Annotated in this window: 33 protein-coding genes; 5 read left to right on the top strand and 28 right to left on the bottom strand. The window is 63.1% G+C overall.

Annotated features, from left to right (window positions below):
* Window positions 1–2 precede the first annotated feature (2 nt).
* The 4 genes from GC148_RS03095 to GC148_RS03110 all read right to left on the bottom strand — a co-directional run bounded on the left by GC148_RS03095 (window position 3) and on the right by GC148_RS03110 (window position 6,775).
* Window positions 3–2,651 carry a M1 family metallopeptidase gene (locus tag GC148_RS03095; RefSeq protein WP_291068588.1) on the bottom strand — a complete coding sequence of 883 codons (2,649 nt, stop codon included), beginning with the start codon at window positions 2,649–2,651 and terminating at the stop codon, window positions 3–5.
* 81 nt (window positions 2,652–2,732) lie between these two features.
* A complete protein-coding gene (locus tag GC148_RS03100; protein WP_291068589.1) occupies window positions 2,733–3,347 on the bottom strand; it encodes a glutathione S-transferase family protein in 615 nt (204 codons plus the stop codon).
* Window positions 3,348–3,365: 18 nt separating this feature from the next.
* Entirely contained in the window at window positions 3,366–5,483 is a 2,118-nt protein-coding gene (locus GC148_RS03105) for a TonB-dependent receptor (RefSeq protein ID WP_291068591.1), read from the bottom strand.
* Window positions 5,480–6,775: a nucleoside transporter C-terminal domain-containing protein gene (locus tag GC148_RS03110; protein ID WP_291068592.1), complete on the bottom strand. Its 1,296-nt coding sequence runs from the start codon at window positions 6,773–6,775 to the stop codon at window positions 5,480–5,482. Before GC148_RS03110 ends, GC148_RS03105 begins: the two co-directional genes overlap by 4 nt.
* 206 nt (window positions 6,776–6,981) lie before the next feature.
* Between GC148_RS03110 and GC148_RS03115 the strand changes: the two genes are divergently transcribed.
* Both GC148_RS03115 and GC148_RS03120 read left to right on the top strand, forming a co-directional pair.
* Entirely contained in the window at window positions 6,982–8,181 is a 1,200-nt protein-coding gene (locus GC148_RS03115; protein WP_291068594.1) for a hypothetical protein, read from the top strand.
* 96 nt (window positions 8,182–8,277) lie between these two features.
* A complete protein-coding gene (locus tag GC148_RS03120; protein WP_291068596.1) occupies window positions 8,278–9,819 on the top strand; it encodes a peptidase S10 in 1,542 nt (513 codons plus the stop codon).
* A 69-nt stretch (window positions 9,820–9,888) separates the two neighbouring features.
* Here the strand turns inward: GC148_RS03120 and GC148_RS03125 are convergent, their stop codons facing one another.
* On the bottom strand, window positions 9,889–10,257 hold the full coding sequence (locus GC148_RS03125; protein ID WP_291068598.1) for a VOC family protein: 369 nt from the start codon (window positions 10,255–10,257) through the stop codon (window positions 9,889–9,891).
* 184 nt (window positions 10,258–10,441) lie between these two features.
* Here GC148_RS03125 and GC148_RS03130 point away from each other — a divergent pair, with 184 nt between their 5' ends.
* From GC148_RS03130 to GC148_RS03140, 3 genes are all read left to right on the top strand, one after another.
* Window positions 10,442–11,359 (top strand): SDR family NAD(P)-dependent oxidoreductase, encoded by a 918-nt coding sequence (locus GC148_RS03130; RefSeq protein WP_291068599.1) that lies wholly within the window; start codon window positions 10,442–10,444, stop codon window positions 11,357–11,359.
* A 61-nt stretch (window positions 11,360–11,420) separates the two neighbouring features.
* The gene (locus GC148_RS03135; RefSeq protein WP_291068600.1) at window positions 11,421–11,786 is read left to right on the top strand and encodes a Kazal-type serine protease inhibitor family protein; all 366 of its coding nucleotides are present in this window, start codon (window positions 11,421–11,423) and stop codon (window positions 11,784–11,786) included.
* A gap of 145 nt (window positions 11,787–11,931) precedes the next feature.
* On the top strand, window positions 11,932–13,155 hold the full coding sequence (locus GC148_RS03140; protein WP_291068602.1) for a hypothetical protein: 1,224 nt from the start codon (window positions 11,932–11,934) through the stop codon (window positions 13,153–13,155).
* A 9-nt stretch (window positions 13,156–13,164) separates the two neighbouring features.
* On the opposite strand, the gene GC148_RS03145 is transcribed toward GC148_RS03140, so the two are convergent.
* The 23 genes from GC148_RS03145 to rplP all read right to left on the bottom strand — a co-directional run bounded on the left by GC148_RS03145 (window position 13,165) and on the right by rplP (window position 26,785).
* Entirely contained in the window at window positions 13,165–13,404 is a 240-nt protein-coding gene (locus GC148_RS03145; RefSeq protein WP_291068604.1) for a hypothetical protein, read from the bottom strand.
* A 23-nt stretch (window positions 13,405–13,427) separates the two neighbouring features.
* Window positions 13,428–14,024, bottom strand: a complete 597-nt coding sequence (locus GC148_RS03150) for an HD domain-containing protein (RefSeq protein WP_291068605.1) — start codon at window positions 14,022–14,024, stop codon at window positions 13,428–13,430.
* A 98-nt stretch (window positions 14,025–14,122) separates the two neighbouring features.
* Window positions 14,123–15,187, bottom strand: coding sequence for a hypothetical protein (locus GC148_RS03155; RefSeq protein WP_291068607.1), 1,065 nt, complete (start codon window positions 15,185–15,187; stop codon window positions 14,123–14,125).
* Window positions 15,188–15,533: 346 nt separating this feature from the next.
* Complete coding sequence (locus GC148_RS03160) at window positions 15,534–16,745, bottom strand: RtcB family protein (RefSeq protein ID WP_291068609.1); 1,212 nt, start codon at window positions 16,743–16,745, stop codon at window positions 15,534–15,536.
* A gap of 365 nt (window positions 16,746–17,110) precedes the next feature.
* Entirely contained in the window at window positions 17,111–17,533 is a 423-nt protein-coding gene (rplQ, locus tag GC148_RS03165; RefSeq protein ID WP_291068610.1) for a 50S ribosomal protein L17, read from the bottom strand.
* Between the two features lie 47 nt (window positions 17,534–17,580).
* A complete protein-coding gene (locus GC148_RS03170) occupies window positions 17,581–18,609 on the bottom strand; it encodes a DNA-directed RNA polymerase subunit alpha (protein ID WP_291068612.1) in 1,029 nt (342 codons plus the stop codon).
* 65 nt (window positions 18,610–18,674) lie between these two features.
* Window positions 18,675–19,064, bottom strand: coding sequence for a 30S ribosomal protein S11 (rpsK, locus tag GC148_RS03175; protein ID WP_291058230.1), 390 nt, complete (start codon window positions 19,062–19,064; stop codon window positions 18,675–18,677).
* A 12-nt stretch (window positions 19,065–19,076) separates the two neighbouring features.
* Window positions 19,077–19,445, bottom strand: coding sequence for a 30S ribosomal protein S13 (rpsM, locus tag GC148_RS03180; protein WP_291068614.1), 369 nt, complete (start codon window positions 19,443–19,445; stop codon window positions 19,077–19,079).
* A gap of 149 nt (window positions 19,446–19,594) precedes the next feature.
* Window positions 19,595–20,164, bottom strand: a complete 570-nt coding sequence (locus GC148_RS03185; protein ID WP_291068616.1) for an adenylate kinase — start codon at window positions 20,162–20,164, stop codon at window positions 19,595–19,597.
* Window positions 20,161–21,513, bottom strand: coding sequence for a preprotein translocase subunit SecY (gene secY, locus GC148_RS03190; RefSeq protein WP_366062997.1), 1,353 nt, complete (start codon window positions 21,511–21,513; stop codon window positions 20,161–20,163). Before secY ends, GC148_RS03185 begins: the two co-directional genes overlap by 4 nt.
* A 90-nt stretch (window positions 21,514–21,603) precedes the next feature.
* Window positions 21,604–22,083 (bottom strand): 50S ribosomal protein L15, encoded by a 480-nt coding sequence (gene rplO / locus GC148_RS03195; protein ID WP_291068618.1) that lies wholly within the window; start codon window positions 22,081–22,083, stop codon window positions 21,604–21,606.
* A gap of 50 nt (window positions 22,084–22,133) precedes the next feature.
* The gene (gene rpmD / locus GC148_RS03200) at window positions 22,134–22,319 is read right to left on the bottom strand and encodes a 50S ribosomal protein L30 (RefSeq protein WP_291068620.1); all 186 of its coding nucleotides are present in this window, start codon (window positions 22,317–22,319) and stop codon (window positions 22,134–22,136) included.
* Between the two features lie 14 nt (window positions 22,320–22,333).
* A complete protein-coding gene (gene rpsE, locus GC148_RS03205) occupies window positions 22,334–22,936 on the bottom strand; it encodes a 30S ribosomal protein S5 (protein ID WP_291068622.1) in 603 nt (200 codons plus the stop codon).
* A gap of 13 nt (window positions 22,937–22,949) precedes the next feature.
* Window positions 22,950–23,312 (bottom strand): 50S ribosomal protein L18, encoded by a 363-nt coding sequence (rplR, locus tag GC148_RS03210; protein WP_291068623.1) that lies wholly within the window; start codon window positions 23,310–23,312, stop codon window positions 22,950–22,952.
* Between the two features lie 3 nt (window positions 23,313–23,315).
* Window positions 23,316–23,927 carry a 50S ribosomal protein L6 gene (gene rplF / locus GC148_RS03215; RefSeq protein WP_291068625.1) on the bottom strand — a complete coding sequence of 204 codons (612 nt, stop codon included), beginning with the start codon at window positions 23,925–23,927 and terminating at the stop codon, window positions 23,316–23,318.
* Between the two features lie 12 nt (window positions 23,928–23,939).
* Window positions 23,940–24,335, bottom strand: a complete 396-nt coding sequence (gene rpsH, locus GC148_RS03220) for a 30S ribosomal protein S8 (protein ID WP_291068627.1) — start codon at window positions 24,333–24,335, stop codon at window positions 23,940–23,942.
* 15 nt (window positions 24,336–24,350) lie between these two features.
* Window positions 24,351–24,656: a 30S ribosomal protein S14 gene (rpsN, locus tag GC148_RS03225; protein ID WP_291068629.1), complete on the bottom strand. Its 306-nt coding sequence runs from the start codon at window positions 24,654–24,656 to the stop codon at window positions 24,351–24,353.
* A gap of 19 nt (window positions 24,657–24,675) precedes the next feature.
* A complete protein-coding gene (gene rplE / locus GC148_RS03230) occupies window positions 24,676–25,230 on the bottom strand; it encodes a 50S ribosomal protein L5 (RefSeq protein ID WP_291068631.1) in 555 nt (184 codons plus the stop codon).
* Window positions 25,223–25,540 (bottom strand): 50S ribosomal protein L24, encoded by a 318-nt coding sequence (rplX, locus tag GC148_RS03235; protein ID WP_291068632.1) that lies wholly within the window; start codon window positions 25,538–25,540, stop codon window positions 25,223–25,225. The genes rplE and rplX overlap by 8 nt, the downstream gene beginning before the upstream one ends.
* Before the next feature lie 2 nt (window positions 25,541–25,542).
* Window positions 25,543–25,911, bottom strand: a complete 369-nt coding sequence (gene rplN, locus GC148_RS03240) for a 50S ribosomal protein L14 (RefSeq protein WP_291068634.1) — start codon at window positions 25,909–25,911, stop codon at window positions 25,543–25,545.
* Window positions 25,908–26,153, bottom strand: a complete 246-nt coding sequence (gene rpsQ, locus GC148_RS03245) for a 30S ribosomal protein S17 (RefSeq protein ID WP_291062822.1) — start codon at window positions 26,151–26,153, stop codon at window positions 25,908–25,910. Before rpsQ ends, rplN begins: the two co-directional genes overlap by 4 nt.
* Window positions 26,154–26,163: 10 nt before the next feature.
* Window positions 26,164–26,364 carry a 50S ribosomal protein L29 gene (gene rpmC, locus GC148_RS03250; RefSeq protein WP_291068636.1) on the bottom strand — a complete coding sequence of 67 codons (201 nt, stop codon included), beginning with the start codon at window positions 26,362–26,364 and terminating at the stop codon, window positions 26,164–26,166.
* A gap of 4 nt (window positions 26,365–26,368) precedes the next feature.
* The gene (rplP, locus tag GC148_RS03255; protein ID WP_291068638.1) at window positions 26,369–26,785 is read right to left on the bottom strand and encodes a 50S ribosomal protein L16; all 417 of its coding nucleotides are present in this window, start codon (window positions 26,783–26,785) and stop codon (window positions 26,369–26,371) included.
* Window positions 26,786–26,788: the final 3 nt, after the last annotated feature.

Here is a 26,788-nt window from a genome sequence, read left to right on the forward strand (position 1 = left end):
CGTCAGCGCGGGCCGAATGCGGCGCGCGCCGCGTCGGCCTGGACCGCGCAAAGCGTGAGATATTCCTTCGTTTCGGCAAGTGCCTGTTCATGGCCGGCGGCCTCCGGGCCCTGCACCTTGAACAGGGCGTCGAGTTCCGGAATCCGGCCCGCATCGCAGAAGGACCGCGCAAGGCGGGGCGTTGCGCGGCGCGACTGGGACGGGATAACCGCGAGGTAGGCCGGGAAGTCAGACTTGAGGCGGTTCCATGTGGCCTCGCGGTGCGCGAGATTGGCCATCAGGCTGGTCGCCATTGACGCGCTGGCTGCGCCGCCAAACGCGCCGTCGAAGACAAGTTGCTCTGCCCGCGCGGCCAGCTCGGCATCGCGGACGGAACCGATGGCGTCAGCCACGGCCTGGGTGAAGACGGCATCGTCCAGCCGGGCCCGGGCTTCAAGGACCTTGTCGAACATCGCTGCGCCGCCATCGGCAAACACGACCCGCAGGGCCGGAACATAGAGATCGCTGGAAAGTCCGCCCGTGCCATCGAGCATCGCGTCCAGTTGCTGGCGAAGACTGTCGCGCGCCGCCGCATCGTTCAGCGTCAGGGCGCGGAAGCCGAGGATGCGCGCCGCGCCTTCAGCATCGTCTGGAGAATCCGTGCGCGCGTCCAGCGTGGCCGTAATCTCGGTTCGCAGATCGTCCGCTACCGGATGATCGCTGAGCTGGCGCAGCAGGGTTTCTGTTGCACGCAGGCCCGCCGAAAGGACGGCCGCGTCCGGGTGCGACACAGCTGAAACCAGCACACCGCGCCAATCTTCGCCGGACAGGTTTCCGGCAGCAAACGCCGCTTCGGCGCTGTCGAGGCTGGCGAGGGCTTCGGTGGCCGGCAGGTCGCCCAGCGCTTCGCCGAGCGAGCGCCAGCCCTCTGCCGACAGTCCGAACCGGTAATAGCCGGCACCATCCGCGTTCGGCACGATCACCGCCGGGCACAGGGCGCCCTTCAGGTCGGTAACGGATTGCGGCTTGTCCAGAAGCGTGCAGGTGCGTCCCGAATTGGCGCCATCCCGCCAGGCGACACAGACCGGGATCGTCCACATGCGCGCGGGCTCAATCTCGGAGCCGAGCGGCTTGTAGCGACTTTGCGTCAGGGTCAGTTTCGGGGCGCCCTTGCCGCAGCTGACGCTGGCCTCGACCAACGGGACACCTTGCTGTGTGACAAAGCCGCGGAAAATATCGCCGACGGCGGGTTCGTTTGTTGCGCGGCTGATGGCGCTGAAGAATTCCTCGCTGTTGGCATCGCCATCTGCGTAGCGCGCAATGTAGCGGCCGAGCGCCGGGCGGAAACGCTCCGGCGTGACATAGTGATCGACCATCCGGATCACCGACTGGCCCTTGGAATACGTGATGGCATCGTAGGCGCTGCGGATGTCCTCGTTGCGCGTGATCGGGCTCGATACGGCGCGGGCACTGGCAAGGCTGTCGAGCGACATCGCGGAGAGCATGTCCGAGACGGCGGCAACCTCATGATTGCCGTCGGGCTCAAGAATGGACAGGACGGCGGTCTCGCTCCAGTTTGCGAACCCCTCCTTCAGCCACAGATCGTCCCACCACGGCGGCGTGACCAGATCACCGAACCACATGTGCGCAATTTCGTGGACATGGATTTCCTTCAGGGCCCGGATGAAGGACGGTCCGGCATTCGGCCCGCGCAGGATGCGGCTTTCGCGGTAAGTGATCGCGCCGGCAAGCTCCGTCGCACCGGACGGCCACTGCGGCGCCGCAACGAGGTCAAGTTTCTCGTAAGGATAAGGCTGTTGCAGCATCTCCTCGAAGATCCTGACGATCGGCGGCGTCAGCGACAGGGCGTATTCGAGCTCATCGCCTTTTCCGGTGCGGGTATAGCCCGTCAGCGGGATTTCCGTCTTGCGGACGGCGTTTGCGGTTATCGGGGCGTGCGCCACCTGATCGAACTCGCCAACCGCAGCCGAGAGCAGATAGGTCGACAGCGGACGGGTAGGCGCAAAGCGGATCGTTTCGAAGCCGGGACGCGCCGGCGCACGCGACACTTCCGGCGTGTTGGCGATCGCCCGCATGCCTTCCGGCACCGTGATCGACATATCGAACACGGCCTTGAAGCCCGGCTCGTCGAAACCGGGCAGGAAGCGGCGCGCTTCAATGCTTTCCGATTTCGCCAGCGCGTAGAACTGGCCTTGCGACTCGACCTTGAACAGGCCGGCGAGGTTTGCATTGAACGGCGCCGAATAGACGATCTTCAGCGTCAGCTTGCGCGCTTCGAGCCGTTTCGGAAAGCCAACCCAGACGACACCGGTTTCAAGCACTTCCGTCCAGGTCGCCGCGACGGTTTCACCGCCCGCCGTGGCCGTGACCGAACTCACATCGAGATCGTCGCCGTGCATCCAGAGTCCGGTCGACGCAGCCTCGAGCTGGATGTCGATTTCGACGACACCGTTGAAACGCGGCTGGCGCGGATCGAGATCGAGCGCGGCCCTGTAGGCCACTGGCATCGCCACACCGGACAGGCGCCCGGTTGGTGCGGTGCGGGCCAACTCGTGGGCGTTCAGCGGCTGCACCGGCAGCGTCCAGGCTGAACGCTGCGCACACGCCGACAAGGCCAGTGCCAGGACCGCGAAGAGACAAGACCGGATCATGCGCCGCTCCCAGATTATGTGACTGGAAGCTGCATACAGGATCGGCGGCGCCGTGAAACCCCCGCCTTGGTAACCTGCCCGTTAACCGGCAAATCCGCGCTCGGACATCGCCGCATGCCAACGGCCGAGATTCGGCAGCTCCTTGTGCGGCGCCCACTTCATGACGCGCGCGAAGCCGCACGTGATGTAGAGCGTGATATCGGCGATGGAGAACCGGTCTGCGGCAACGAACGCGTGATCGGCGAGGTGGGCGTCCAGACGCTCGGCCATCTTCTTTGCGGCCTTCTCGCCCTTGGCAGCCGCTTCTGCGCTTTGCGGCACTTCCAGCGGCGCCATGGCCGTGTGCGAATTGCGAAACCAGGTCGCGAACTGGACAAACAGCATCAGCTCGATCCGCCGGTCCCACATTTCGATCAGCGCCTTCTCCTTCGGGTCCTTTCCCATAAGGTTCGGCTCCGGGAAGATGCCCTCGAAATAGGTGCAAATCGCGCGGCTCTCCGTGATGTTCGTCCCGTCATCGAGGATCAGCGCGGGCACTTGCGAATAGGGCGACACGGCGCGGTAGTCGGCCTCCTTGTGTTCCTGCTTCATGATCGAAACTTCCTGGAGCTCGACCGCGTCCAGCTTGCCCTTTGCGCGCAGGAAATAGACCACGCGGTCCGGGTTCGGCGCTTGCGGGCTATGATAGAGCTTCATGAGATCCTCCGGTATTTTCTAGAATTTCCGTGTCAGCCCGAAGGTCGCGTTCAGCGGCTCTCCGGGGAAATAGCGCTCGTTTCCGAACCCGACATCGGCCCGGTCCGCATAGGCTTCGTCCGTCAGGTTACGGAGGTTGATCCAGAGCTGCAGATCGTCCTGCCAGTCCCAGGCGGCGCGCGCGCCCAGCACGGTGTGGCCGGGATAGGTGACGGTGTTCGCCGGGTCCATGAAGTATTCGCCGACATGTTCGACGGTCAGCGACAGCTTCAGCGCGTCGAATGCCTGCCAGTCAAGACGGGCATCGGCGAGCCATTCGGGTGCCGTATCGATGGCATTTCCGGCGGCGATCCGCTCATTCTGTTGAGACGCGATCACAAGCCGGTCAAAGGTGTAGGTCTGGTCGCTCCAGGCGACGTTGCCGCCGAGGCTCAGGCGGTCGTCGATCCGCAGCGTGGCGGCGGCTTCGATCCCCTTGTGGCGGGTTGATCCGTCCACGACATTGAGGCCATCAGAATCGCGGAAGAAGAAGTTCTCCTTTTCCATCCAGTAGGCGGCGATATCGAAATCCAGATGACCGAAAAGCCCATCGCCGCGCACGCCGATTTCCACGCTGTCCAGCGTTTCGGCTTCGATCTCGCCTGCAACCTGACGGAACTGCAAACGGTAAAGGTCTGACACCTGAGGGGCGCGGCCGCCGCGCGCATAATTGGCATAGAGACTATACCACTCGCGGTCCCAGACGAGACCGAGTTTCGGCGCAGTAAAGGCGAAATCATCCGTGCGGTCTGCCGGCACGTTGAAGCGTCCATTGATGCCAGCCGGCGCGCGCGTGTCGTAGGTATAGTCATGCATCTCGCCGCGCAGGCCGGCGACCAGGAGGAAGGTGGGTGACAGCTGGTACTCAAGCTCGCCCCACAGTGCAGCGACCTGTGTGTCTACGGAATAGTTGTAGTGGACGCCTTGAGGGAAAGCCGGACTGGGGTGCGGGATCGGCTGGACCTCTTTGAGGTATCCCGTCGCAAAGTCGGTGTCCGCACCGAAACGCCAGATGAAGGGACCGGACGCATCGAAGTCGTAACGCGCCATCAGGCCGCCGCCGGTATGCGCGTTCTTCTCGATTCCTCCATACGGCAGGAAATGCTGCGAGAAGACCATGCCCTGGCTGTGCAGGTTGGGCGCCAGCGTCAGGCGGCCCGGTCCGAGCATGCGTTGCAAGCGGATGGCGCCGCGCGCCGACCAGGCATCTCGGAAAGCCTCCGGGTTCGGGTTCGTCTCGGCGAGATCGCGGTCCTCGTAGGCGCGGGGGCCCTGAATGAAGCTGGCGGTCTCCTGATTCAGGTTCGAGGCCGAAAGCCAGGCGGTGACATCCCATCCGGCGAGTTCGCGCGTGTCGGTCAGCGAGAGCTTCTGCTGCAGCGCGCCTGTCTCGTCGCGCCAGCCCTTGTCGTCGAGCAGCGACAGGTTGAGGCGCGTATTGTCCGTCAGGTTGACCGAGGCATCGCCGCGCCAGCGGTCGAGGGTGCTGTAGCTGCCGCGCACGAATTGCTCGTCGGACGGCAAGGGCAGGAAGACGTTGATCAATCCGTGTACGGCGTTCGAGCCGTACTTGGCACTGCCCGGCCCGCGCACCACCTCGATCTCGCTCGCGACTTCGAAATGCGGTTCGATCAGGCTGTTGACGTTGCCGAAGGCAGGGGAGCGGGCGGGGACACCATTCTCGAGTACCAGAAAGCTGCCCTGCCCGGCGCCGCCGGTGAGCACCGGCGAGCGGATCGCGATCAGGTGCTCCTGCCCTGAATTCATCTGCACGTTCACGCCCGGCGCCTGGTTCAGGATTTCGGCGGGGTGGTCGGCGGCCGTCTCGGCGACCAGCGCACCACTGAGTGCGGACTGCGAGCCGGGATCGGTCGGGCGCCGGTCGCCCCAGACCTCGACAGGACTGAGGCGGCGCGGCAGGACGGAAATTTCCTCGGCCGGCGCCTCGCAGGAATTCGAGCACGCGCAGGGCGGATTTGTGACAGCCTCGCACCCGGCAAGCTCGTCCTCAGCTGACGGAGCGTCCTGCGCGAGGGCGGGCGGCGCAATCACTGCGAGGATTGCAGCGAGTCCGAATCGCCAGTTGACCGTCCTCACCCATGCACTCCCGCAAACAACTGATACGGCAGCGCGCCGACGACAGCGGCGGACAGGCAGGTGGCGAGCGTGCCGGCCAGCAGCGTGCGCCAGGCGAGCGACAGGAAGTCGTCGCGGCGTTCCGGCTCGACGATCGAGAGACCGCCGATCAGGATGCCCATCGAGCCGAAATTGGCAAAGCCGCAGATGGCGTGGGCGGTGATGATCCGGGTGCGCGGATCCATGGCGTCCACCGGAATGTCAGCCAGCTGGATGAAGGCGACGAATTCGGTGAGCACGGTCTTCACGCCCATCAACGAACCCGATCGCGCGGCTTCGTCCCACGGCACGCCGACCATGTACATGAGCGGCGCGAAGATCCAGCCGAGGATGCGCTCAATCGAAAGCGGCGCGCCGAACACGTCCGGGAAAACACCGAGACCGGCATTGACCAGCCAGAGCAGCGCAAGCGCGGCGATCAACATCGTCGCGATGTTGAACACGATCTTCAGGCCATCCGTGGCGCCGGTCGAGAAGGCGTCCATCGTGGAGGCGTAGTTGAAATCAGGGTTCTGAACGCGCTGGTCAGCCGGCGTGGTTTCCGGGATCATGGTAAGCGCCACGGCCACGGCCGCGGGCGCCGCCATGATGGACGCGGTCAGCAGCTGGGCCAGCGGATTGGCCATCTTTCCCTCAAGGAACGCTCCGTATACGACCAGAACCGAGCCGGCGATGGTGGCGAAGCCTGCCGTCATCATGATCAGCAGTTCCGAGCGCGTCATGCCTTTCACGTAAGGCCGGATCAGGACCGGCGCTTCGGTCATTCCCATGAACACGTTGGCCGACACGGCGAGCGAAGTGGCCCCGCCGAGACCCATCGTGCGGCGGAAGACAGCGGCAAAGCCGTTGGTGATCCAGCGCAGGATACGCCAGTGCCAGAGCATGGCGGAAAGCGCGGCGACAACGATGATGATGGGCAGGATCTGGAAGAAGAACAGCGGCGGCGCCGATCCGCCGATCAGCTCGCTAGCAGCCGCATTGTCGCCGACATAGCCGAACACGAAACTGGTGCCGGCGCGCGTGGCGGCCTGCAGACCGCTCACGACATCGTTCGCCTTGAACAGGATCTGCCGCACGACCGGAATGCCGAACAGGATCAGCGCGAAGGCGAATTGCATCACGGTGGCGCCGAGCACGATCTTCCACGGGAAGAGCTTCTTTTTCTCGGAAACCAGCCAGCAAATCGCGTAGATCAATGCCATGCCCAGAAGCGCACGGCCGTTGTCCCATCCCCATTCAAAACCTGCCGGCATGGACACCCGCACCTCCCGCTTATTGGAACCCGGTACAAGGCTTAGCGGCGTGTCTGCCGAATGGAAAGCGGGCAACGGCAAAAGCCGGGTTTCCCGCCGGGGCTGCATTGATGGCGGGCTGCCTAGCCCGCAGGGCGAGTTGCGTTGACGCGCAGGCGCGATTGCCAGACGCAGTCTGTAACCAGTTTCTGAAGGATGAAGCGCGAATGCTGAGGCGGGCCGCCTGCCTGACATTCACATTGCTGACCGCGTGCGCGGCGGAGACGCCCGGGATTCCGGCGCCGGAAGCCCATGAACCGACGCTCGCCAGCGTGGTTCTGGCGGAAAGCGAGCAGACCCATTCGGGACCGAGCGACGCAGCGCGCGCCTTCTTCTTTGCCCAGACCGAGCTTTACCTGGCCGGCGCCGACCCGGCCCAGAACAAACCTTTGGCCGATGTGCTGCGCGCGATGGGCCGGGGCGATCTCGCCGAAGCGGCGGGCAGCGACAATCCGGGCATCGCCTGCCCTCAGCTCTGGGTCGATCCGGTAGAGATGATGTCGCAAAATGTGCAGGACGCGCACATCGTCATCATAGAGACCGAGCGCAGCGCGCCCGCGCAGATCGACTTCCTCGGCGAGATTTTCGGCCGTCTTGCCGAGGACGGTTTCACGGCCTACGCGGATGACGGACTGACGCTCGAACCGGCCGGCGCCAGCCATCCCGGCATTCCGCTCGTCACAGAAGGCCTGGTGACACGCGATCCCGGACACGGCCGGTTGCTGCGCGCGGTAAAGTCGAGCGGAATGACCCTCGTCGATGCCGGCATCTGGTGGCGCGGCGCGGCCGACCTTGCCGCCCTGACGCCGGGCGAACAAGCCACCCGCCGCCAACTGGCGCTCGCCGACCAGCTGAGCCGCAAGGTGTTCTGGACCAATCCGTACGCCCGGGCGGTCGTGCATATCGAGTCCACAGACGATCCCTCCGGAACCACCGCGTTCCGGGATGTGGTGAAACGCCTGACCGGATTTGACCCGCTGGTGATCGGATTGATCACCTGCAGCGAAATGGATGAACGCCCGGCCTACCTGCCCTCGCTCGGCGATGAGGCGGGTTCGGCCGCGCGGGCGGACCTGGTCTTCGCCTTACCGCGCGAGACCCTCAAGGATGGCCGCATGGTCTCCGGGCGCACCGAAACTGACACCTCTGTGGACCTGCCTGACCCCTTCCTGACCCAGGACCGGCCCGTCCTGATCGAAGCGCGGCGCCTGAATGAACCCGATCTGGCCGTACCTGAGGACCGTCTGCTGTTACTGCCGGGCGAGCGGCTGCCGCTGATCCTGCCCCCCGGCGAGTACCGGATCGAGGCCTGGACGCGGGACGGCCCCTTGAACGCGCCGGTCCGGGTCCAGGTCAGCCCGGTTTGACGACGGTTCAAAGCGGGCCTAGGTTTTTGGCAAATATATCAAGCGCCTGAACGTGTTCCCGAGACAGGCGCGCCGTGCTGCACGAAGGACATCAGAATGAAGATCCGGGCATTTCTCCTGGCGTTGACGATTGTATCGGCTGCCCCGGCGCTCGCCGCCCCTGAAGCGACCGCCGCCGAAAAGGCCGAGACCGACGCCAAGCCGCTTCCCGAACCTGTGATGTTCACCACGACACATACAGGCACGTTCGGGGGCCAGAAGATCACCTACCGGGTGGAAGCGGGCGAAACGCAGATCCGGAACAGCGAGGGCGAACCAGCCGCGAGCCTGTTCACGATCGCCTATATCCGCGAGAATGCCAGCGGTCCCCGCCCCGTCTCTTTCGTGTTCAATGGTGGCCCGGGATCGGCCTCGGTGTGGCTGCACCTGGGCGTGCTTGGCCCGAAACGTGTGCAGGTCGCGAGCGATGCCGACGCAGATGATGGCGCCGCGCCCTACACCCTGCTCGACAATCCACTGTCGATCCTCGACGTGACTGACCTCGTCTTCATCGATCCGGTCGGAACCGGGTACAGCCGCGCCATCGGCAAGGGCGAGGACAAGGATTACTGGAGCGAGGAGGGCGATGGCAGCTCGATTGCCGAATTCATCCGGATCTGGCTGACCGATCACAAGCGCTGGAACGCGCCGAAATACCTGATCGGCGAAAGCTTCGGCACGACGCGTGCGGCCTATCTCGCGCACCGCATGATCACCGGCGAAGTGGACATTGCGTTCAATGGCCTCGTGATGATCTCGCAGGCACTGGACTATGAGGGGTCAACGTCGGCTCACGACAACGTCTATTCCTACATCACCTACCTCCCCAGCATGGCGGCGACCGCGCAGTATCATGGCAAGGCGGGCATCGGTGTGCCGCAAGCCACCTTCCTGGCCGAGGCCCGCGCCTTTGCGCGCGATGAATACGGCCCCGCCCTGCTCAAGGGCGCCCAACTGAAACCGGAAGAGCGCGCGCATATCCGCGACCGACTTGCCTACTTCACCGGCCTCGACCCGGCCTATATCGAAACCTCCGACCTGCGGATCCTGATGCACCGGTTCCAGAAGGAATTGCTGCGCGATCGGGGCGTCGCGCTCGGCCGGCTCGATGGACGCTATCTCGGCGACGAAGCCGACGACGCCGCCGAAGGCCCCGACTCCGATGCTTCCGACTATGCGGTGGGATCGGCCTACAATGCGCTGATGAACCAGTACCTTTCAGCCGATCTCGGCGTCACGATGGACCGGTCCTATATGGTTTCGAGCGACGACGCGGGCAACAACTGGAACTTCAGCGACGCGCCAGAGGGCGAGTATTCCGAGCCACATTACGTCAATGTCGGCCGCAAGCTGTCGACCGCGATGCGGCAGAACACGGCGATGAAAGTTTGGGTGGCGAGCGGCTATTTCGACCTGATCACGCCTTTCTTCGACTCCGAGATCACCTTCGGCCGCTACGGTATCCCGCAGGACCGCGTGGCGATGACCTACTACCAGGCCGGCCACATGATGTATCTCAACCAGGGCGCCCTCGCCGCCCTCGCTGCCGACCTGCGCACCTTCTACGCCGGCAGGCTGGAAGACGCGCGGCCGAAGTAATCCGCTCCAAACAAAAATCCCCCCGGTTTGCGCCGGGGAGATTCTCTGATCGTCCAAAATGACAGTGTCTCAGCCCAGCTTGCAGACGCAGATCTTGTTGCCATCTGGGTCGCGGAAGTAGGCGCCGTAGAAGGTCGGCATCCGGTTGCCGGGTGCGCCTTCGTCAGCGGCGCCGAGTTCGATGGCCTTATTGTAGACCTTGTCGACCGTTTCCTTGTCCTTGGCTGCAAGCGCGGGCATCACGCCGTTGCCAACGCTGGCGGGGTTCTTGTCGTAGGCGTCGCCGATGGCGAGCATCGGCTGGCCGGGGCCGACGCCGTAGAACTGCAGACGCTCGTTCGCGAAGAAGCGCTTGGCGCCCATTTCGCCGAGCACGGCATCGTAGAAGGCGAGCGCCTTCTCCTTGTTGTTGGTTCCGAGTGTCACATAAGCCAGCATGGTCTTTCCTCCTGGGTATTGTTTCGGAACTGAGAAGAACACGGCGCCGGGCGACTGGCAAGATTGACCGCGGGGCAGATCGGGCAGGCCTGCGGGTCGAGGTGACGCAGGGGATATGCTTGACGTTGACGTGAACGTCTGGTGTGACACCGCCCAAATTAAAAACCGCTTTCAGGAGACCCCCATGTCCGAGATCCGCTTCGACGGCCGCGTTGCCATTGTCACCGGTGCTGGCGGCGGCCTTGGCCGCGCACACGCGCTGGAACTCGCCCGCCGCGGCGCCAAGGTCGTGATCAACGACCTGGGCGGATCGCGCGATGGCACGGGCGGCAACTCTGCAGCGGCCGAAGCCGTGGTGAAGGAAATCGAAGCCTTCGGCGGCGAAGCCATCGCCAATGGCTCGTCGGTCTCCGACGAGGCCGGCGTGCAGAAAATGATCGATGACACGATGGCCAAATGGGGCCGCATCGACATCATCATCGCCAATGCCGGCATCCTGCGCGACCGTTCCTTCTCGAAAATGTCCATCGACGACATCGACCTGGTGCTGGCCGTCCACCTGCGCGGCACCTTTCTGCCGGTGAAGGCCGCCTGGGACATCATGAAAGCCCAGAACTACGGCCGTATCGTCGTGACGACGTCGTCGACCGGTCTGTATGGCAACTTCGGTCAGGCCAACTACGGCGCCGCGAAACTAGGCGTCGTCGGCATGATGAACACGCTGAAGATCGAAGGTGCGAAAAACGACATCAAGATCAACGCGGTGTGCCCGATTGCGGCAACGCGGATGACCGAAGACATCATGTCAGAGCAGATGCTGGCTGCCCTGAAGCCGGAATACGTCACCCCGGGCGTCATTAACCTCGTCAAGGAAGACGCCCCGACCGGCATGATCCTGTCAGCCGGCGCAGGCGCCTTCTCGATGGCCCGCATCGTCGAGACGGCCGGCGTATTCGTCGGCGCCGGCGAAGCACTGACCGCCGAAGCGGTCGCCGCGAAATGGGACCGGATCACCGACGTGAGCACCACACGCCCTGCCTTCAAGTCCGGCGGCGAACACGGCCAGAACATCTTCGCCGCGGTTGCCGAAAGCGTGAAGTAATCAACCCATCTTGCCAAGGAACAGCGCGGGTCGCAGGCTCTCCTGAAACTTGGAGACCCCCATGCGACTTGCCCTTCTTGTTCTCTCCCTGACCCTCGTTTCAGGCTGCGCCTTCGCGCACAAATCCGCGCCCGCACCCGAAGATGAAGCGCCCGTTTCAAACGTCCACATCGCCGAGGCGGGCAAGATGTGCGGCGGAATTGCGGGCTTTTCCTGCGCCGAAGGCCTCACGTGCGTTTATGAGGACGGCATCTGCCGCCGGGTCGCCGATGCGGCCGGCGAATGCCGGAAGACACCGACCATCTGCACCCGCGAATACAATCCGGTCTGCGGCTGTGATGGCGAGACCTATGGCAACAAATGCGAAGCACTCGCCGCTGGCACCAGCGTCGCGCATACTGGCGAATGCCCACCCAGCGGAAGCTGATTTTCCCTCAGGAACAGAAGGCTATAGACCCATACTCGAATCCGGCTTGCGTAAGGGTTCGCAGTTTATTCGACCTCGGCTGCATCCATCCGCGCTTCACCGTGCATCCTCTTTACGACAGGCAATCACATAGGGGGACGCACGCATGTCCGCACGCCGTCTATCGATACTGATCGCGCTGATTGCACTCGGGTGGGGCCATACTGTCGCCGAGACCCCAACCTCGCCGGCTACGATGACGTTCGTGGAAGGCCGGCTTGAAGGCGAGGGTGCGCAACTGCTGCGCGCCGAGTTGCCCGGCGCACAATTCATATTGTTCGGAGAAGACCACGGATTTGCCGACTCGCCGGAGATCGCGCTCGCCCTTGCCCGCGAGGCGCGCGCGTTCGGTGTTGTCCATCATGCGATGGAGATTGGCCCGCAGAGCGACGCCGTCCTGACCGATCTGCTGCGGATCGGCGGGAACACGGAGCTTGCGGCGTTTCTGGAAAACCGTCCGCTCGCGATTCCGTTCGTGAACATGGCAGAAGACGCCCGCCTTGCGGATTACTTTGTCGATGAAGCCGAAGACGGAATCGATCCGGTCCGGGGACTGGATCAGGAATTTGTCGGCGCGCCGCTGGTGCATCTGCAGACCTTGTCCGCGGCAGCCCCGACACACGAAGCCGCCAGCCTGACGCAGGCCTGGCGCGACGCCGACCACAACGCATTCGCTGAGGGCCGACTGGACGCCATCATGATGCTGACGGCGACGCCGGAAGACTTCGAGGCGCTCAGCCGCGCCTATGCCGACCTGCCCGGCGCACTGGGCCTTATCAAGGATCTGGCAGAGAGTGCTGAAATCTATGCGCTTTATTCTTCCGGCGATAACTATGCCAGCAATGCCACCCGGGTGTCGCTTATGCGCCGCCACTTGCTCGAAGCGCTTGAGGCCACGCCCGAGCCCGCTCCGCGCGTCCTGTTCAAGTTCGGCGCAAATCATCTCGCGCGTGGAACCGGCCCCCTGAACACATTCGACCTCGGCTCACTGACCGAAGGCATCGCGGCCGCGAACGGACTGAATGCCTTGCACATCCTGTTCGTTCCGCTTCAGGGGCAACAAACGGTTACCAATCCGGCGGGCGAGCGTGTCTTCGAGACGGTCGATTACCGTTCCGAAGAGATGGCCGCCTTGCTGGCAGCCGCGGGCATTTCCGAAGAAGCTATCCCGGCAGACGGGTATGCAGTGATCCCGCTCGAAAGCGTTCGCCTGCGGCTGGAACAGAAAGGGCTGAACGCTCTCTCGCCCGACAATCGCTTCTTCCTGCTGGGCTACGATTATCTCGTCACAACCCGGGGCGCGCGTCCGGCCACCCCGATCGTCGACTGATCCGGCAAGTCAATCCGCCCCACCATCACCGCCATCGCCGATGTCTCCGGTGACCATTTCGTTGTTCTCGCCGGCCGGCGTACGCGGCGAGGCCTCGTCCGGGTCCGAACCTGCGAGGGTCGCCGGCAGCAGCGGCGTGGGATTGCCGTCACGCGGCGGATCGCGCGGTGGACGGTTTGGGGGAACGCGCCGCGTGAAGGCAAAGATCACCGCAGCCACGAGCAGGACAAAGACCAGCAGTTTCAGCATCAGGCTTTGTCCTGTCTTTCAAGTTATTCCTGCATCGCCTTCAGATACATGGAATTTTTCGGGCGCGCGAACAGCCGCTCGACCATCGGGGCGAAGAATTCAAGCGGCTCGCTTTCGTAGTCCGGATCGAACGCCGCCTGGTCGTAGAGGTGGCAAAACTGCGCGCAGTATTCAAAATGCGGGTTGCCGCGGAACTGGTCGCGCATGTTCCGGTCGAGCCCGAGATGGTGGAAGAAATAATAGCCCTGGAACGCGCCGTGATTGGCGACCATCCAGTGATTGGCTTCCGACACAAAGGGCTTGAGGATCGCCGCGGCGACGTCCGGATGGTTAAAGCTGCCGAGCGTGTCGCCGATGTCGTGCAACAGGGCGCAGACGACATATTCTTCGTCGCGGCCATCGCGGTGCGCGCGCGTCGCGGTTTGCAACGAGTGGGTGAGCCGGTCGACCGGGAAACCGCCATAGTCGCCGTCCAGCAGTTTCAGATGGTCGAGCACTCGTTTTGCGAGCCCTTTGTTGAAGCTCTTTGCGTGTTCGGCAATGATATCCCAATCTTCCTTGGTGCCCTCCAGCATCTCCCGGAATTTTGCCTGATCTTCAGCCTTGTGCCCGTCGGCCATGGTGTTTCCTCCGCTTCTTTTACGGAAGCCTAACCCGGAACACGCGATCTGGAAAGCAAGAGCCCCGGACGTTTGCGTCCGGGGCTCCCGGCTTTGACTCAGTCCCAGATGTTACCGAGACCGAGCTGTGCCCGCCACGTGGCCGGCGGCCGCGCTGCGTCCGGGGCCGGCGTGTCGTCGGCGCGATCCTCGAGCCGGCGGTGCAGCCAACCCCAGGATTCGCCCGTGCGCACGCTCACCGCGCGAACCTCCGCCACGATCGCCATGACGGCTTCGTCGCTGAGGTCTGCATTGTCGCGCCCTCGCGCTTCCGCGAGACGCCAACCGGCCGGGTCCTGACGCAAAGCCACGGCCGCCGGGCCGCCTTCCCCGCGCCAGACGTAAACCGCCATCCGGCCCGAGGCGATGTCGGCGACGAAGTCCCGCAGGCAGTTGCGCAACTCCAGCGCCGTGCTCGTCAGCGTTTCCAGGCGTTGAACTGCCTGAAACGGCGGCGGCAGGATCGGCGGCGCTTCAACCGGGCCGAAGGCTGCCGGCTGGATCGCGTCCCGGGCCATCTCGAACAACGCCGCCCGGCCGGTGGCCCGGCCGAAGCGCTGCGCAAGATCACGCGCCGCTTCTTCGCCGCGCACCCGAAGGGCAAGAGCCCAGGCCGCAGCGAGATCTGCGGTCGCTGCTTCGTCCGCACCCAGATGGGTAACGATCGAAGCCTGACGCAGAGGCGGCGGCAAGGCAGCGACGGTGCCCAGGGTTTCCGGGCGGAGCGCTTTCAGGTGACGGAAGAGGATGCAGGCCGCCGGCTCCCCGAACAAGTCAAGGAAGCGGACATAATCCTCCGTACGCCACAACAGCTCGCCCATCCGGCCGAGCGCCTTGACCAATCCACCCGGCGGCGCCACGCCGAAGATCTCGGCAGCGAGCTCGCCGTCGCGTTCGCGCGACACCATCCACTGGATGCGCGCATCTACCTGACCGCTGCGCCCCACGAGAATCGCGGCGGCATGGCGGCGAGCTGCCGGCAGCGCGAGGAAGACCTCGTGCGGCGCCGGCCACAAGCGAGCAATCGCCGTCGCATGGTCTCCGGCAAGGAAGGCCAGCAAGGGCGTAACAACCGGCGCCGGACGAACATCCACAGACGCCGGCAGGGTCATGGGCGTGCCCATGATCCACCTCCTTTCAAACCGCTGCAACACGCCGAAGCGCGCGCCCAGACGGCATTGAACTGTTTCAGTGTGAGGTCAGGCGTCTACCGGCAAACGCGCGGGGACGCATGACGCGCTCCCCGATGATTCGAGGAGCAGGTGTATGTTTCGATACTCTGCTTCATAGTGAATTCCTGTTGTTTGCCTACTGACCATCCGCTTACGGATCTTTTTTCGATCAGCAGAGGCGGCGTAATGTCAGAGGTGCGGCAAGTTGTCAAGCGCCGGTTTGGACAGCCGCGCGACGCTCGTTCGCCCCTCGCATCGCTCCACTGGAGCGACGCGTTGCCCGTCGGACAAACGGAGCTCACCCTTTCACACACACGACCTGCTTCAGCGTATGGACGATCTCCACCAGGTCAGCCTGCGCGCCCATGACGGCGTCGATGTCCTTGTAGGCCATCGGCGTCTCATCGATCACACCACTGTCCTTGCGGCATTCCACGCCCGCCGTGGCGGCGAGGTGATCGTCCAGCGTGAACGTACGCTTGGCCTCGGCGCGGCTCATCGTGCGCCCTGCCCCGTGCGAGCATGAGCAGAACGAGTCCGCATTGCCTTTCCCGCGCACGATGAAGGACTTCGCCCCCATCGAACCCGGAATGATGCCAAGCTCACCCTTGCCCGCACGCACAGCGCCCTTGCGGGTGACCCAGACGTCGGCGCCGAAGTGATGCTCCTGCTCCACATAGTTGTGGTGGCAGTTCACCGCGGACTTCTCCAGCGTGAAGGCCGGAAGCACATCACGCATGGCCATCAGCACACGGTCCATCATCACCTCGCGGTTGAGCCGCGCGTAGTCCTGCGCCCAGCCGACGGCTTCTACATAGTCGGTGAACAGATCTTCCCCTTCCAAGAAGAAGGCGAGATCCTTGTCCGGCACGTGATAGCCGAGCACCCGCTTCTCCAGCGCCGCGCGGGCTTCCTGGATGAAGTAGGTACCAAGGATGTTGCCTGTTCCGCGCGAGCCAGAATGCAGCATGACCCAAACGCGACCCTCCTCATCGAGGCAGAGCTCGATGAAGTGGTTGCCGCCGCCAAGCGTGCCAAGCTGCTTCGCGAACATCGTGCGCTGGATGCGCTGGTGTTTCGCGAGCACCTTGTCGAGACGCTCGTGCAGCCCCGAATGGCGAAGCGCAGTCGCCGCGCGCGCCGGGGTGTCCTTGTGGTTGCCGCCCGGGCCGTTGCCGACCGGCACCTTGCGTTCGATCTCGGCGCGGATGGCGGCGAGGCTGTCCGGCAGGTCGTTCGCGGTAAGGCTGGTGCGCATCGCCATCATGCCGCAACCGATGTCGACGCCGACAGCGGCCGGAATGATGGCGCCCTTGGTCGGAATCACCGAGCCCACAGTGGCGCCGCGCCCGAAATGGACGTCCGGCATCACCGCGAGGTGCGAATGCACGAACGGCAGGCCGGCGACATTCTCCAGCTGCTCGCGCGCGGATTCCTCCACCGGCACACCTTTCACCCAGGCCTTGATGCGGCCGCCGGCGAAGGTTTCAAAGACTTTAAACTCTTTCATTGTCTTGTAGCTTCGTTCCTGAAGCTCCTCCTGATCAAGCCCTCCACGCGACCCCTTCGGATTCCAGACAGAAAAAACCCTCCGGGCGAAACGCGCGGAGGGCGGCAAAAGACCCGTCAGGGCCCCGGGACTGATCGTCAGCCCCTATCCAGCAACCTCGATGCGGTAACACGCACGACCTGTGTCGCAGGTCGCGTTCTTCCCTGGCTGAAATAGATACCGGCAGGACATCTGCGGATGCTCCGTTGCTGAATGGAGGCGCCGTATGATGGAATCGGATTCCGGCGTCAACCACAAAAGCAAAACGCCCCGGAGGTTTTCTCCGGGGCGTCCTGAATTCCTTGCGGAAAAAATCTTCACGCAGACTATTCGTCCATCGCTTCCAGTTCAGCCGCGTGGCGGGCCTTGTCGGCGGCGCCCTTGGCTTCCGGATCGCGGTCGACCAGCTCGAGTACGGCGATCGGGGCGTTGTCGCCCTGACGGAAGCCGGCTTTCAGCACGCGGGTGTAGCCACCATTGCGGTCCTTGTAGCGCTCGCCCATCACGGCGAAGAGCTTGCGGACGGCTTCTTCGTTACGAACGGTCGACAGAGCCGAACGGCGTGCGGCCAGGTCACCTTTCTTGGCGAGGGTGACGAGCTTGTCCATGATCGGCGCCATTTCCTTGGCTTTCGGCAAGGTGGTGACGATCTGTTCGTGCTCGATCAGGCTGGCCGCCATGTTGGCGAACATCGCCTTGCGGTGCGACGTGGTCTTGTTGAGCTTGCGGTGTGCAATCTGGTGGCGCATGGCGTTGTTCCTTCCGAGGTGGTCAGGCCCCGGTCATATATCCTGGGCTAGATGTGATCGTCGTATTTCTTGGCGAGGCCTTCGATGTCCTCAGGCGGCCAGTCCGGCACTTCCATGCCGAGGTGCAGGCCCATACCGGCGAGAACTTCCTTGATCTCGTTCAGCGATTTGCGGCCGAAGTTCGGGGTGCGGAGCATTTCCGCCTCGGACTTCTGGATCAGGTCGCCGATGTAAACGATGTTGTCGTTCTTCAGGCAGTTCGCCGAACGCACGGAGAGTTCGAGCTCGTCGACCTTCTTGAGGAGAACCGGGTTGAAGCCCAGGTCCGTCTCGTCGGCGGTGCTGCCGGCTTCAAGGGTCGGCTCTTCGAAGTTGATGAACAGCTGCAGCTGGTCCTGCAGGATACGGGCGGCATAGGCCACGGCGTCTTCCGGCGAGACCGAACCGTCGGTTTCAACATCGAGGGTCAGTTTGTCATAGTCGAGGACGGTGCCTTCGCGCGTGTCTTCGACCTGGTAGCCGACGCGGCGGACCGGCGAGTAGATCGCGTCAATCGGGATGTAGCCGATCGGGGCGTCTTCCGGACGGTGTGAATCGGCGGCGACGTAGCCTTTGCCGGTCGCAACGGTGAATTCCATGCGGACTTCAGCGCCGCCGTCCAGCGTGCAGATCACGTGGTCGGGGTTCAGGATCTTCACGTCGCCCGAGGTCTCGATCTGGCCGGCTTTCACTTCGCCAGGACCTTTCGCACGAAGCACCATGCGCTTGGGCGTTTCCGATTCCATGAAGATGGCGACCTGCTTCAGGTTCAGCACGATCGTGGTGACGTCTTCGCGCACGCCCGGCATCGCCGAGAATTCATGCACAACGCCGTCGATCTGCACGCCGATGATAGCGGCGCCTTGCAGCGAGGACAGCAGGACGCGGCGCAGGGCGTTGCCCAGCGTCGTGCCGTATCCACGCTCCAGCGGCTCGACAACGAGCTTGGCTTTGCGCTTGGAGTCGTAGCCGGCCTGGACGACAGGACGGTTCGGACGGATCAGCACTTTCCAGTTGCGGTCATTCACGGTGGTCATCAGCATTCCTCAGAAAAGGAAGAGCAGCGCCTGTTCGAGGCGCTGCCGGGGATAGGGATCTTGGACTAGACGCGGCGGCGTTTCGGCGGGCGGCACCCGTTGTGCGGGATCGGCGTCGTGTCGTTGATCGCGGTAACAGTAAGGCCAGCCGCTTGCAGAGCGCGCAGCGCGCTCTCACGGCCCGAACCCGGACCGCGCACGCGCACTTCAACCGTCTGCAGGCCGTGCTCTTTGGCTTTCTTGGCAGCATCCTCAGCGGCCATCTGGGCTGCGTAAGGGGTCGACTTGCGCGAGCCCTTGAAGTCCATGACGCCCGACGACGACCAGGAGATCGTGTTGCCCTGCGCGTCGGTGATGGTCACCATCGTGTTGTTGAAGCTCGAGTTCACATGAACAATACCCGAGGTAATGTTCTTGCGTTCACGGCGGCGGATACGGTTAGCTTCGCGGGCCATTGGATTTCAGTCCTATTTCTTCTTGCCGGCGATCGGCTTCGCCGGACCCTTGCGGGTGCGGGCGTTGGTGTGGGTGCGCTGGCCGCGGACGGGCAGCTTCTTGCGGTGACGCAGGCCGCGGTAGCAACCGAGGTCCATCAGACGCTTGATGTTCATCGACGTGTCGCGGCGCAGGTCGCCCTCGACCATATAGTCGGAGTCGATCGTTTCACGGATCTTGATGACTTCAGCGTCCGTGAGCTGGTTCACGCGGCGCGATTCCTCGACGCCAACCTTCTCACAGATTTCCTTCGCAAAGGACGGGCCGATGCCATGGATATAGCGCAGCGCGATAACGACGCGCTTGTTAGTCGGAATGTTGACGCCTGCAATACGGGCCAAAGCCGTGTCTCCTCAAGCGGATGATCAAACATGAAATGCGCGCCAGCCGGGTAAAGGAACCCGTCGCGCGCACCGGCGGTTAAGCCTGAAGCTAAGAAACGAGGCTTATAGCCGCGCTTTTTCGCCCGTCAACAGAAGAACTGCGCGGTTCAGGCGGATTGTTTCAAAGCCGCATCAATTGACGCGGCCACAGCGTCGATCGTGCCCATCCCGTCCACTTCAACGAGTACGCCGCGTTCCGCATAAAGCGGAACCAGCGGGGCCGTATCTTCATAGTAGCGCTCGAGGCGGCGGGAGAAAGTAGCCGGGTTATCGTCCGCCCTTCCCTGTTCCTCAAAGCGTTTTGTGACCCGGGCCAGCAGACGTTCGTCGTCCACGCGCATCCGGATCACCAGATCGACCTGTTCGCCCCGCGATTGCAGAAGGCTGTCCAAGGCCTCGGCTTGCCCGATTGTTCTGGGAAAACCGTCAAAAATGAAGCCCGGCGCACCGGCGCGGGCCGTCAGCTGTTCGTCGATCAGGTCGATCACGATCTGGTCGGACACAAGACCGCCCTCATCCATGATCTTCGCAACCCGGTTGCCCAGCTCGGATCCGGAGGCGCGGGCCGCCCGGAGCATGTCGCCCGTCGACAACTGGATGAATCCCCTCTGGTCAACGAGCCGTTTGGCCTGCGTACCTTTTCCGGCCGCCGGCGGTCCAAACAGAATCAAGTTCACTTACGTTTGCCCCCGAGCTTCGATTTCCGGATCATTCCCTCATACTGGTGCGCAATCAAGTGCGACTGAATCTGCGTGACCGTGTCCATGGTTACCGAAACCACGATCAGCAGCGACGTGCCGCCAATGTAGAACGGGATCTGGGGGAAGTAGCGGCGCAGGAGTTCAGGGAGGATACAGATAAAGAGCAGGTAGAGGGAGCCGATGGTGGTCAGGCGCGTCAGGACATAGTCAATATAGGCGGCCGTGTTGGAGCCCGGACGGATCCCCGGAATGAACCCGCCATACTTGCGCAGATTGTCTGCGGTTTCCTGCGGGTTGAACATGATCGACGTGTAGAAGAACGAGAAGAAGATCACGAACACCGAATAGGTGATGATGTAGGGCCAGGAACCCGGCGAGAAATTGGCCGCCAGCCAGCCCAGAACGCCGGTCGCAGCGTTCGTGTCGGTCGCTGCGCCGCCGCCCAGGAAGCCTACAGCGGTCAGCGGCAGCATCAGCAGCGCCGAAGCGAAGATCGGCGGGATGACGCCGGCCGTGTTGATCTTGAGCGGCAGGAAGCTGCGCTGGCCCTGGGCAAAGCCCTGACTCTGCTGGCGCTTCGGATAGTGAATGATCAGGCGGCGCTGCGAGCGCTCCATGAACACGATGAACACGATCAGGCCGACGATCATCACCGCGATGGCCAGCACGAAGCCAATATCCACCGACGTGGTGCGGGCCTGGGCGACCAGGTTATAGATCGCGCGCGGCAGCTCGGCGACGATGCCGGCGAAGATGATCAGTGAAATGCCGTTGCCGATACCCCGGGCGGTGATCTGCTCACCCATCCACATCAGCAGCATGGTGCCGCCGGTCAGCGTGACCACGCCGGTCAGGATGAAGAAAGGGGCCGAGATGCCTTCAAGGCGCACCGAGGCCAGGCCGCCGGAAATGGCGAATGACTGGATCAGCGCAAACACCAGCGTCAGGTAGCGGGTGTACTGGTTGATCTGCTTGCGGCCGGCCTCGCCTTCCTTCTTGAGCTTTTCAAGCGTGGGCGAGGCAGTCGTCATCATCTGGATGATGATCGACGCCGTGATGTAGGGCATGACGTTGAGGGCGAAGATGCCCATCCGCTCGACGGCGCCGCCGGCGAACAGGTTCATCGATCCGAGAATGCCGCCCGCCTGGCTCTGGAAGAGGCTGGCATACTGGGATGGATCAAGACCGGGGAGCGGAATGAACGTGCCGAGCCGGTAAAGAACCAGGATCCCCAGCGTGAACAGGAGCCGCGCGTGAAGATCCTTGGCCTTCGCAAACGTCCCAAAATTGAGATTGCGGGCCATTTGTTCGGCAGCATTTGCCATCGGCCTCACGAGCCTCCCTGAAAGTACTTCGCCGCCAAAGATCGGCGGCGAGGTGTGGTTTGTGAAGGGGTGCTAAGCAATTACCCCGGATTATTCCGCAGCGGCGTCTTTGCTCGGGCCGGTGATCGTGACCGATCCACCGGCTTTTTCAACGGCCTCAACGGCCGCTTTCGAGGCGCCTGTCACGGTGATTTTCAGCTTTTTCGGTGCGTCGCCCTTGGCGAGAAGACGGATACCGTCGCGCGCATTGCGCACGAGACCCGAGGCCACGAGGGTCTCTTCGGTCACGTCCGAGGCGTCGATGGTGCCGGCTTCAACGGCCTTCGAGATACGGCCGAGGTTGACCCAGGCATAGGTCTTCGTGCCCGGCGCGGTGAAGCCGCGCTTCGGAAGACGCATGTAGATCGGCATCTGGCCGCCTTCGAAGCCGTTCACGGCCACGCCCGAACGGGCATGCTGGCCCTTGACGCCGCGACCAGCGGTCTTGCCCTTGCCCGAGCCGACGCCGCGGCCAACGCGCATGCGCTTCTTGGTGGAGCCTTCAGCGGGGGAGAGATCGTTGAGTTTCATGACATCAGGACTTTCGAATACGAGAAGAAGGGCCGGCGCGCGGGTGCGCCTTATTCGCCGACCACTTCCACGAGGTGGGAGACCTTGCGGATCATGCCGCGCACTTCAGGCGTGTCGACAAGTTCCTTGGTCCGGCCAAGTTTGTTGAGACCAAGGCCCTGCAGCGTCTGACGCTGGTCGGGCTTGCGGCCGATCGGGCTGCCGATCTGGCGGACGGTGAGTTTTTTCTGAGCCATCGGGTGTCGCCTTCTCAGTTCGTCGATTCGGCCATGCCGGCCTCGGACGCACCATCGGCGCGGCGGCCGACAACATCCTGGACCTTGAGGCCGCGCTTGGAAGCAACGGTACGCGGGCTGGCCTGTTCCTTGAGCGCGTCAAACGTGGCGCGAACCATGTTGTACGGGTTCGAGGAGCCGATCGACTTGCCAACAACGTCCTGGACGCCGAGGACTTCCATGACAGCGCGCATCGGACCACCAGCGATCACGCCCGTGCCCGGAGGGGCAGCGCGAAGGACCACCTTGCCGGCGCCATGACGGCCAGCGCCATCGTGGTGCAGAGTGCGGCCTTCGCGAAGCGGAACGCGAACCAGGTTGCGCTTGGCTTCTTCCGTCGCCTTGCGGATGGCTTCAGGAACTTCCCGCGCCTTGCCTTTGCCGAATCCGGCACGGCCTTTCTGGTCACCGACCACCACGAGCGCAGCAAAACCGAAATTCTTGCCGCCCTTCACGGTTTTCGCGACGCGGTTGATACCAACCAGCTTATCGACGAGTTCGGAGCCTTCTTCGTCGCGGTCACGAGGTTGCTCGCGATCACGGCGGCGGCCCCGCTTCTCTCCTCTTTCCTCAGCCATCAGGCAAACTCCCTTAGAATTTGAGGCCGCCCTCACGGGCAGCGTCTGCCAAGGCTTTCACCCGGCCGTGGAACATGTAACCGCCGCGATCGAAGACAACGTCCTCGACACCGGCCTTTTTCGCGCGCTCGGCAATAGCCTTGCCGACCAGCGCGGCTGCTTCGATGTTGCCACCGGTCTTGGCACCGCCAAGCACGTCGGCTTCGAGTGTCGAGGCCGAGGCGAGCGTGATGCCCTTCTCGTCGTCGATGACCTGAACCGAGATGTTCTTGTGGCTGCGCGAGACCGACAGGCGCGGAAGGCCTTCGGCGACCTTGCGGAGCTTGGTGCGGACGCGCTGGGCGCGGCGTTGCAACTTTTCGCGTGACGTCTTCATGGCTTACTTCTTCTTGCCTTCCTTGCGGCGGACGTATTCGCCCTGCAGGCGGATACCCTTGCCTTTATAAGGCTCTGGCGGACGGAACTTCTTGATCTCGGCGGCAACCTGGCCAACGGCCTGCTTGTCGGCGCCCGTGATCACGATCTCGGTGGGCTTCGAAGAGGCCAGCGTGATGCCCTTCGGAGCCTTGTACACCACATCGTGCGAATAGCCGAGCGCCAGCTTCAGGTCCGTGCCCTGCATCTGGGCGCGGTAGCCGACGCCGACGAGCTCGAGCGTTTTCGTGTAGCCTTTGGTGACGCCGTCAACGAGGTTGGCCGCGCGGGCGCGGGCCGTACCCCACTGGGTGCGGGCATTGGCATCCAGCGATTCGGCCAGCGTCGGGGCACGCTTGCCTTTTGCTTTCGCTGCTTCGATCACTTCGTTGGCCGCCTTCAGGAGGTCGGCGCGCGGGAGGACCGTTAGCTCGTTGTTTTCAAGCTTCGGCGTGATGACTTCCGGCAGGACGAGCTCAAGCTCACCCTTCGGGCCTTTGGCCTTGATCGTCTGACCACTGACGGACACCGTAGCGCCGGCAGGAACAGCAATCGCGAGTTTTCCGATACGGGACATCTTACATGCCTCCTAGAATACGCGGCAGAGCACTTCGCCGCCGACATTCTTGGCGCGCGCAGCGTTGTCCGACATAACACCCTGCGAAGTCGACAGGATCGAGATGCCCAGACCATTGCGCACGAGCGGAATGTCAGAGACCGAAGAATAGACCCGGCGGCCCGGCTTCGAGATGCGTTTGATCTCGGAGATGACCGGCTGGCCTTCATAATACTTGAGTTCGATCTCGAGGGACTTGTGACCGTCCTTCTCGATTTCGGCATACCCGCGAATGTAACCTTCCGTGGCGAGCACATCGAGCACACGACCGCGCAGCTTCGATGCCGGCGTCACGACTTTCGTCATGCCACGCATCTGAGCGTTACGGATACGGGTCAACATATCGCCGAGGGGATCAGAAATGTTCATGTCTTCCCTCCTCTCCTACCAGCTGGACTTCACGAGACCGGGGATCTGTCCGCGCGAGCCAAGCTCCCGCAGCGCGATCCGCGACATTTTAAGTTTGCGATAGAACGCACGCGGACGACCGGTGACTTCGCAGCGGTTACGCACCCGGTTCGCGGCCGAGTTGCGCGGCATCTGGGCGAGCTTGATGCGCGCCTTGAAGCGTTCTTCCAGCGACAGGTTCTCGTCCATCGCGGCCGCTTTCAGGGCGGCGCGCTTGGCGGCGTAACGCTCGACCATCGTCTTGCGCTTGTTGTTCTTCTCGATTGCGCTCTTCTTTGCCATCTAAGCAGATCTCCTGGCGCTAATTACGGAACGGGAAGCCGCACTCAGCGAGGAGTGCCTTGGCTTCTTCGTTCGTTTCGGCGGTGGTGCAGACGATGATGTCCATGCCGCGCACCTGATCCACCTCGTCATAGTTGATCTCCGGGAACACGATGTGCTCCTTGACACCCATGGCGTAGTTGCCACGGCCGTCGAAGCTCTTCCCGTTGAGACCGCGGAAGTCTTTCACGCGCGGCAGCGCGATCGTGGTGAGCCGGTCAAGGAACTCGTACATCCGGTCACGGCGAAGCGTGACCTTTGCACCGATCAGCATGCCTTCGCGCAGCTTGAAGCCGGCGATCGACTTGCGGGCCTTGGTGGCAACCGGCTTCTGACCTGCGATGCGCTCCAGTTCAGCCAGGGCCGACTTGATCTTCTTGGAGTCGGCGACAGCTTCGCCCACACCCATGTTGATCACGACCTTGTCGAGCTTCGGAACCTTCATCGGGTTCGAATAGTTGAACTGCTCCTGCAGTTTCGCCCGGATCTCTTCCCGGTACTTCCGCTTGAGGCGGGGTTCGTAAGCCTCAGACATCGATCGATTCCCCTGAGCGTTTAGCAAAGCGCGTCTTGCGGCCGTGCTGGTCAATCTTGAAACCGACGCGGACGGCCTTGCCGTCGCGCGGGTCGACATGGGCGACGTTCGACACGTGGATCGCCGCTTCGAACGACTTGAGGCCGCCCGGATCCATCTGGGTCGGCTTCTGGTGGCGCTTCACGACGCCAACGCCGCGAACCACAACCTTGTTCTCGTCCGGGATCACCTTCAGGACTTCGCCCTTGGTGCCCTTGTCCTTGCCCGAAATGATGACGACGGTGTCGCCCTTCTTGATCTTCGCAGCCATGACTACAGGACCTCCGGAGCCATGTTGGCGATCTTCACCTGGTTCTTCGCACGCAGTTCGCGCGGAACCGGTCCGAAGACGCGGGTGCCGATAGGCTCGCCATTGTTGTTGATGAGAACGGCCGCGTTCGAGTCAAAGCGGATCGTCGAGCCGTCGGCGCGGTTGATGTCTTTCGACACGCGAACCACGACGGCCTTGCGCACGTCGCCTTTTTTCACACGACCCGTCGGGATCGCTTCCTTGATCGAAACGACGATCACGTCACCCACCGAGGCGTAACGACGGCCAGCGCCGCCGAGCACCTTGATGCACATGACGCGGCGTGCGCCCGAGTTATCGGCGACCCGCAGGTTTGTCTGCATCTGGATCATGCGTCACTCCCTTCGTCAGCAACGAGTTCCCAGCGCTTCAGCTTGGACTTCGGTGCGCATTCGCGAATGGTCACGGTCTGACCTTCGACGGCGACATTGCCTTCGTCGTGCGCGTGGTAGCGGCTCGACCGGCGGACGATTTTCTTCAGCATCGGGTGCGTAAAGGTCCGTTCGATGCGGACAATGGCAGTCTTGTCCTGCTTCGCGGAAACAACGACGCCTCTCATGGTACGTTTCGGCATGGGTGTCTCCTTACGCCTTGCCTGCTTGGGCTTTCTCGCGGAGGATCGTCTTGATCCGTGCGATGTCGCGGCGAACTTCCGTCGCGCGGCCCGTTTTTTCCAGTTGGCCGGTTGCCGCCTGGAAACGCAGGTTGAACTGCTCTTTCTTCAGCTTGATCAGCTCCTCATTGAGCTGGTCGGCCGTTTTCGATCTCACGTCTGCAGCTTTCATGGCCTCAGATCCCCTCGATACGCTTGACGACTTTGGTCTTGATCGGGAGCTTTGCGGCGCCGAGCGCCAGCGCCTGGCGAGCCGTTTCTTCCGAGACACCGTCAATTTCAAACAGGATCCGGCCCGGGGCGACGCGCGCGACCCAACGGTCGACGGCACCCTTGCCTTTACCCATGCGGACTTCGATCGGCTTCGCGGTAACCGGAACATCCGGGAACACGCGGATCCAGACCTTGCCCTGTCGCTTCATTTCACGCGTGATGGCCCGGCGGGTCGCTTCGATCTGGCGCGCAGTCACGCGCTCCGGCTCGAGGGCTTTCAGCCCGAACTCACCGAACGACAGCGAGAAGCCGCCTTTCGCTTGTCCGCTGATCTTGCCTTTGAAGGCCTTGCGGAATTTGGTTCGCTTCGGTTGACGCATTGG

Origin of the sequence: Hyphomonas sp. (assembly GCF_016125515.1) — a bacterium.
GTDB lineage: Bacteria > Pseudomonadota > Alphaproteobacteria > Caulobacterales > Hyphomonadaceae > Hyphomonas.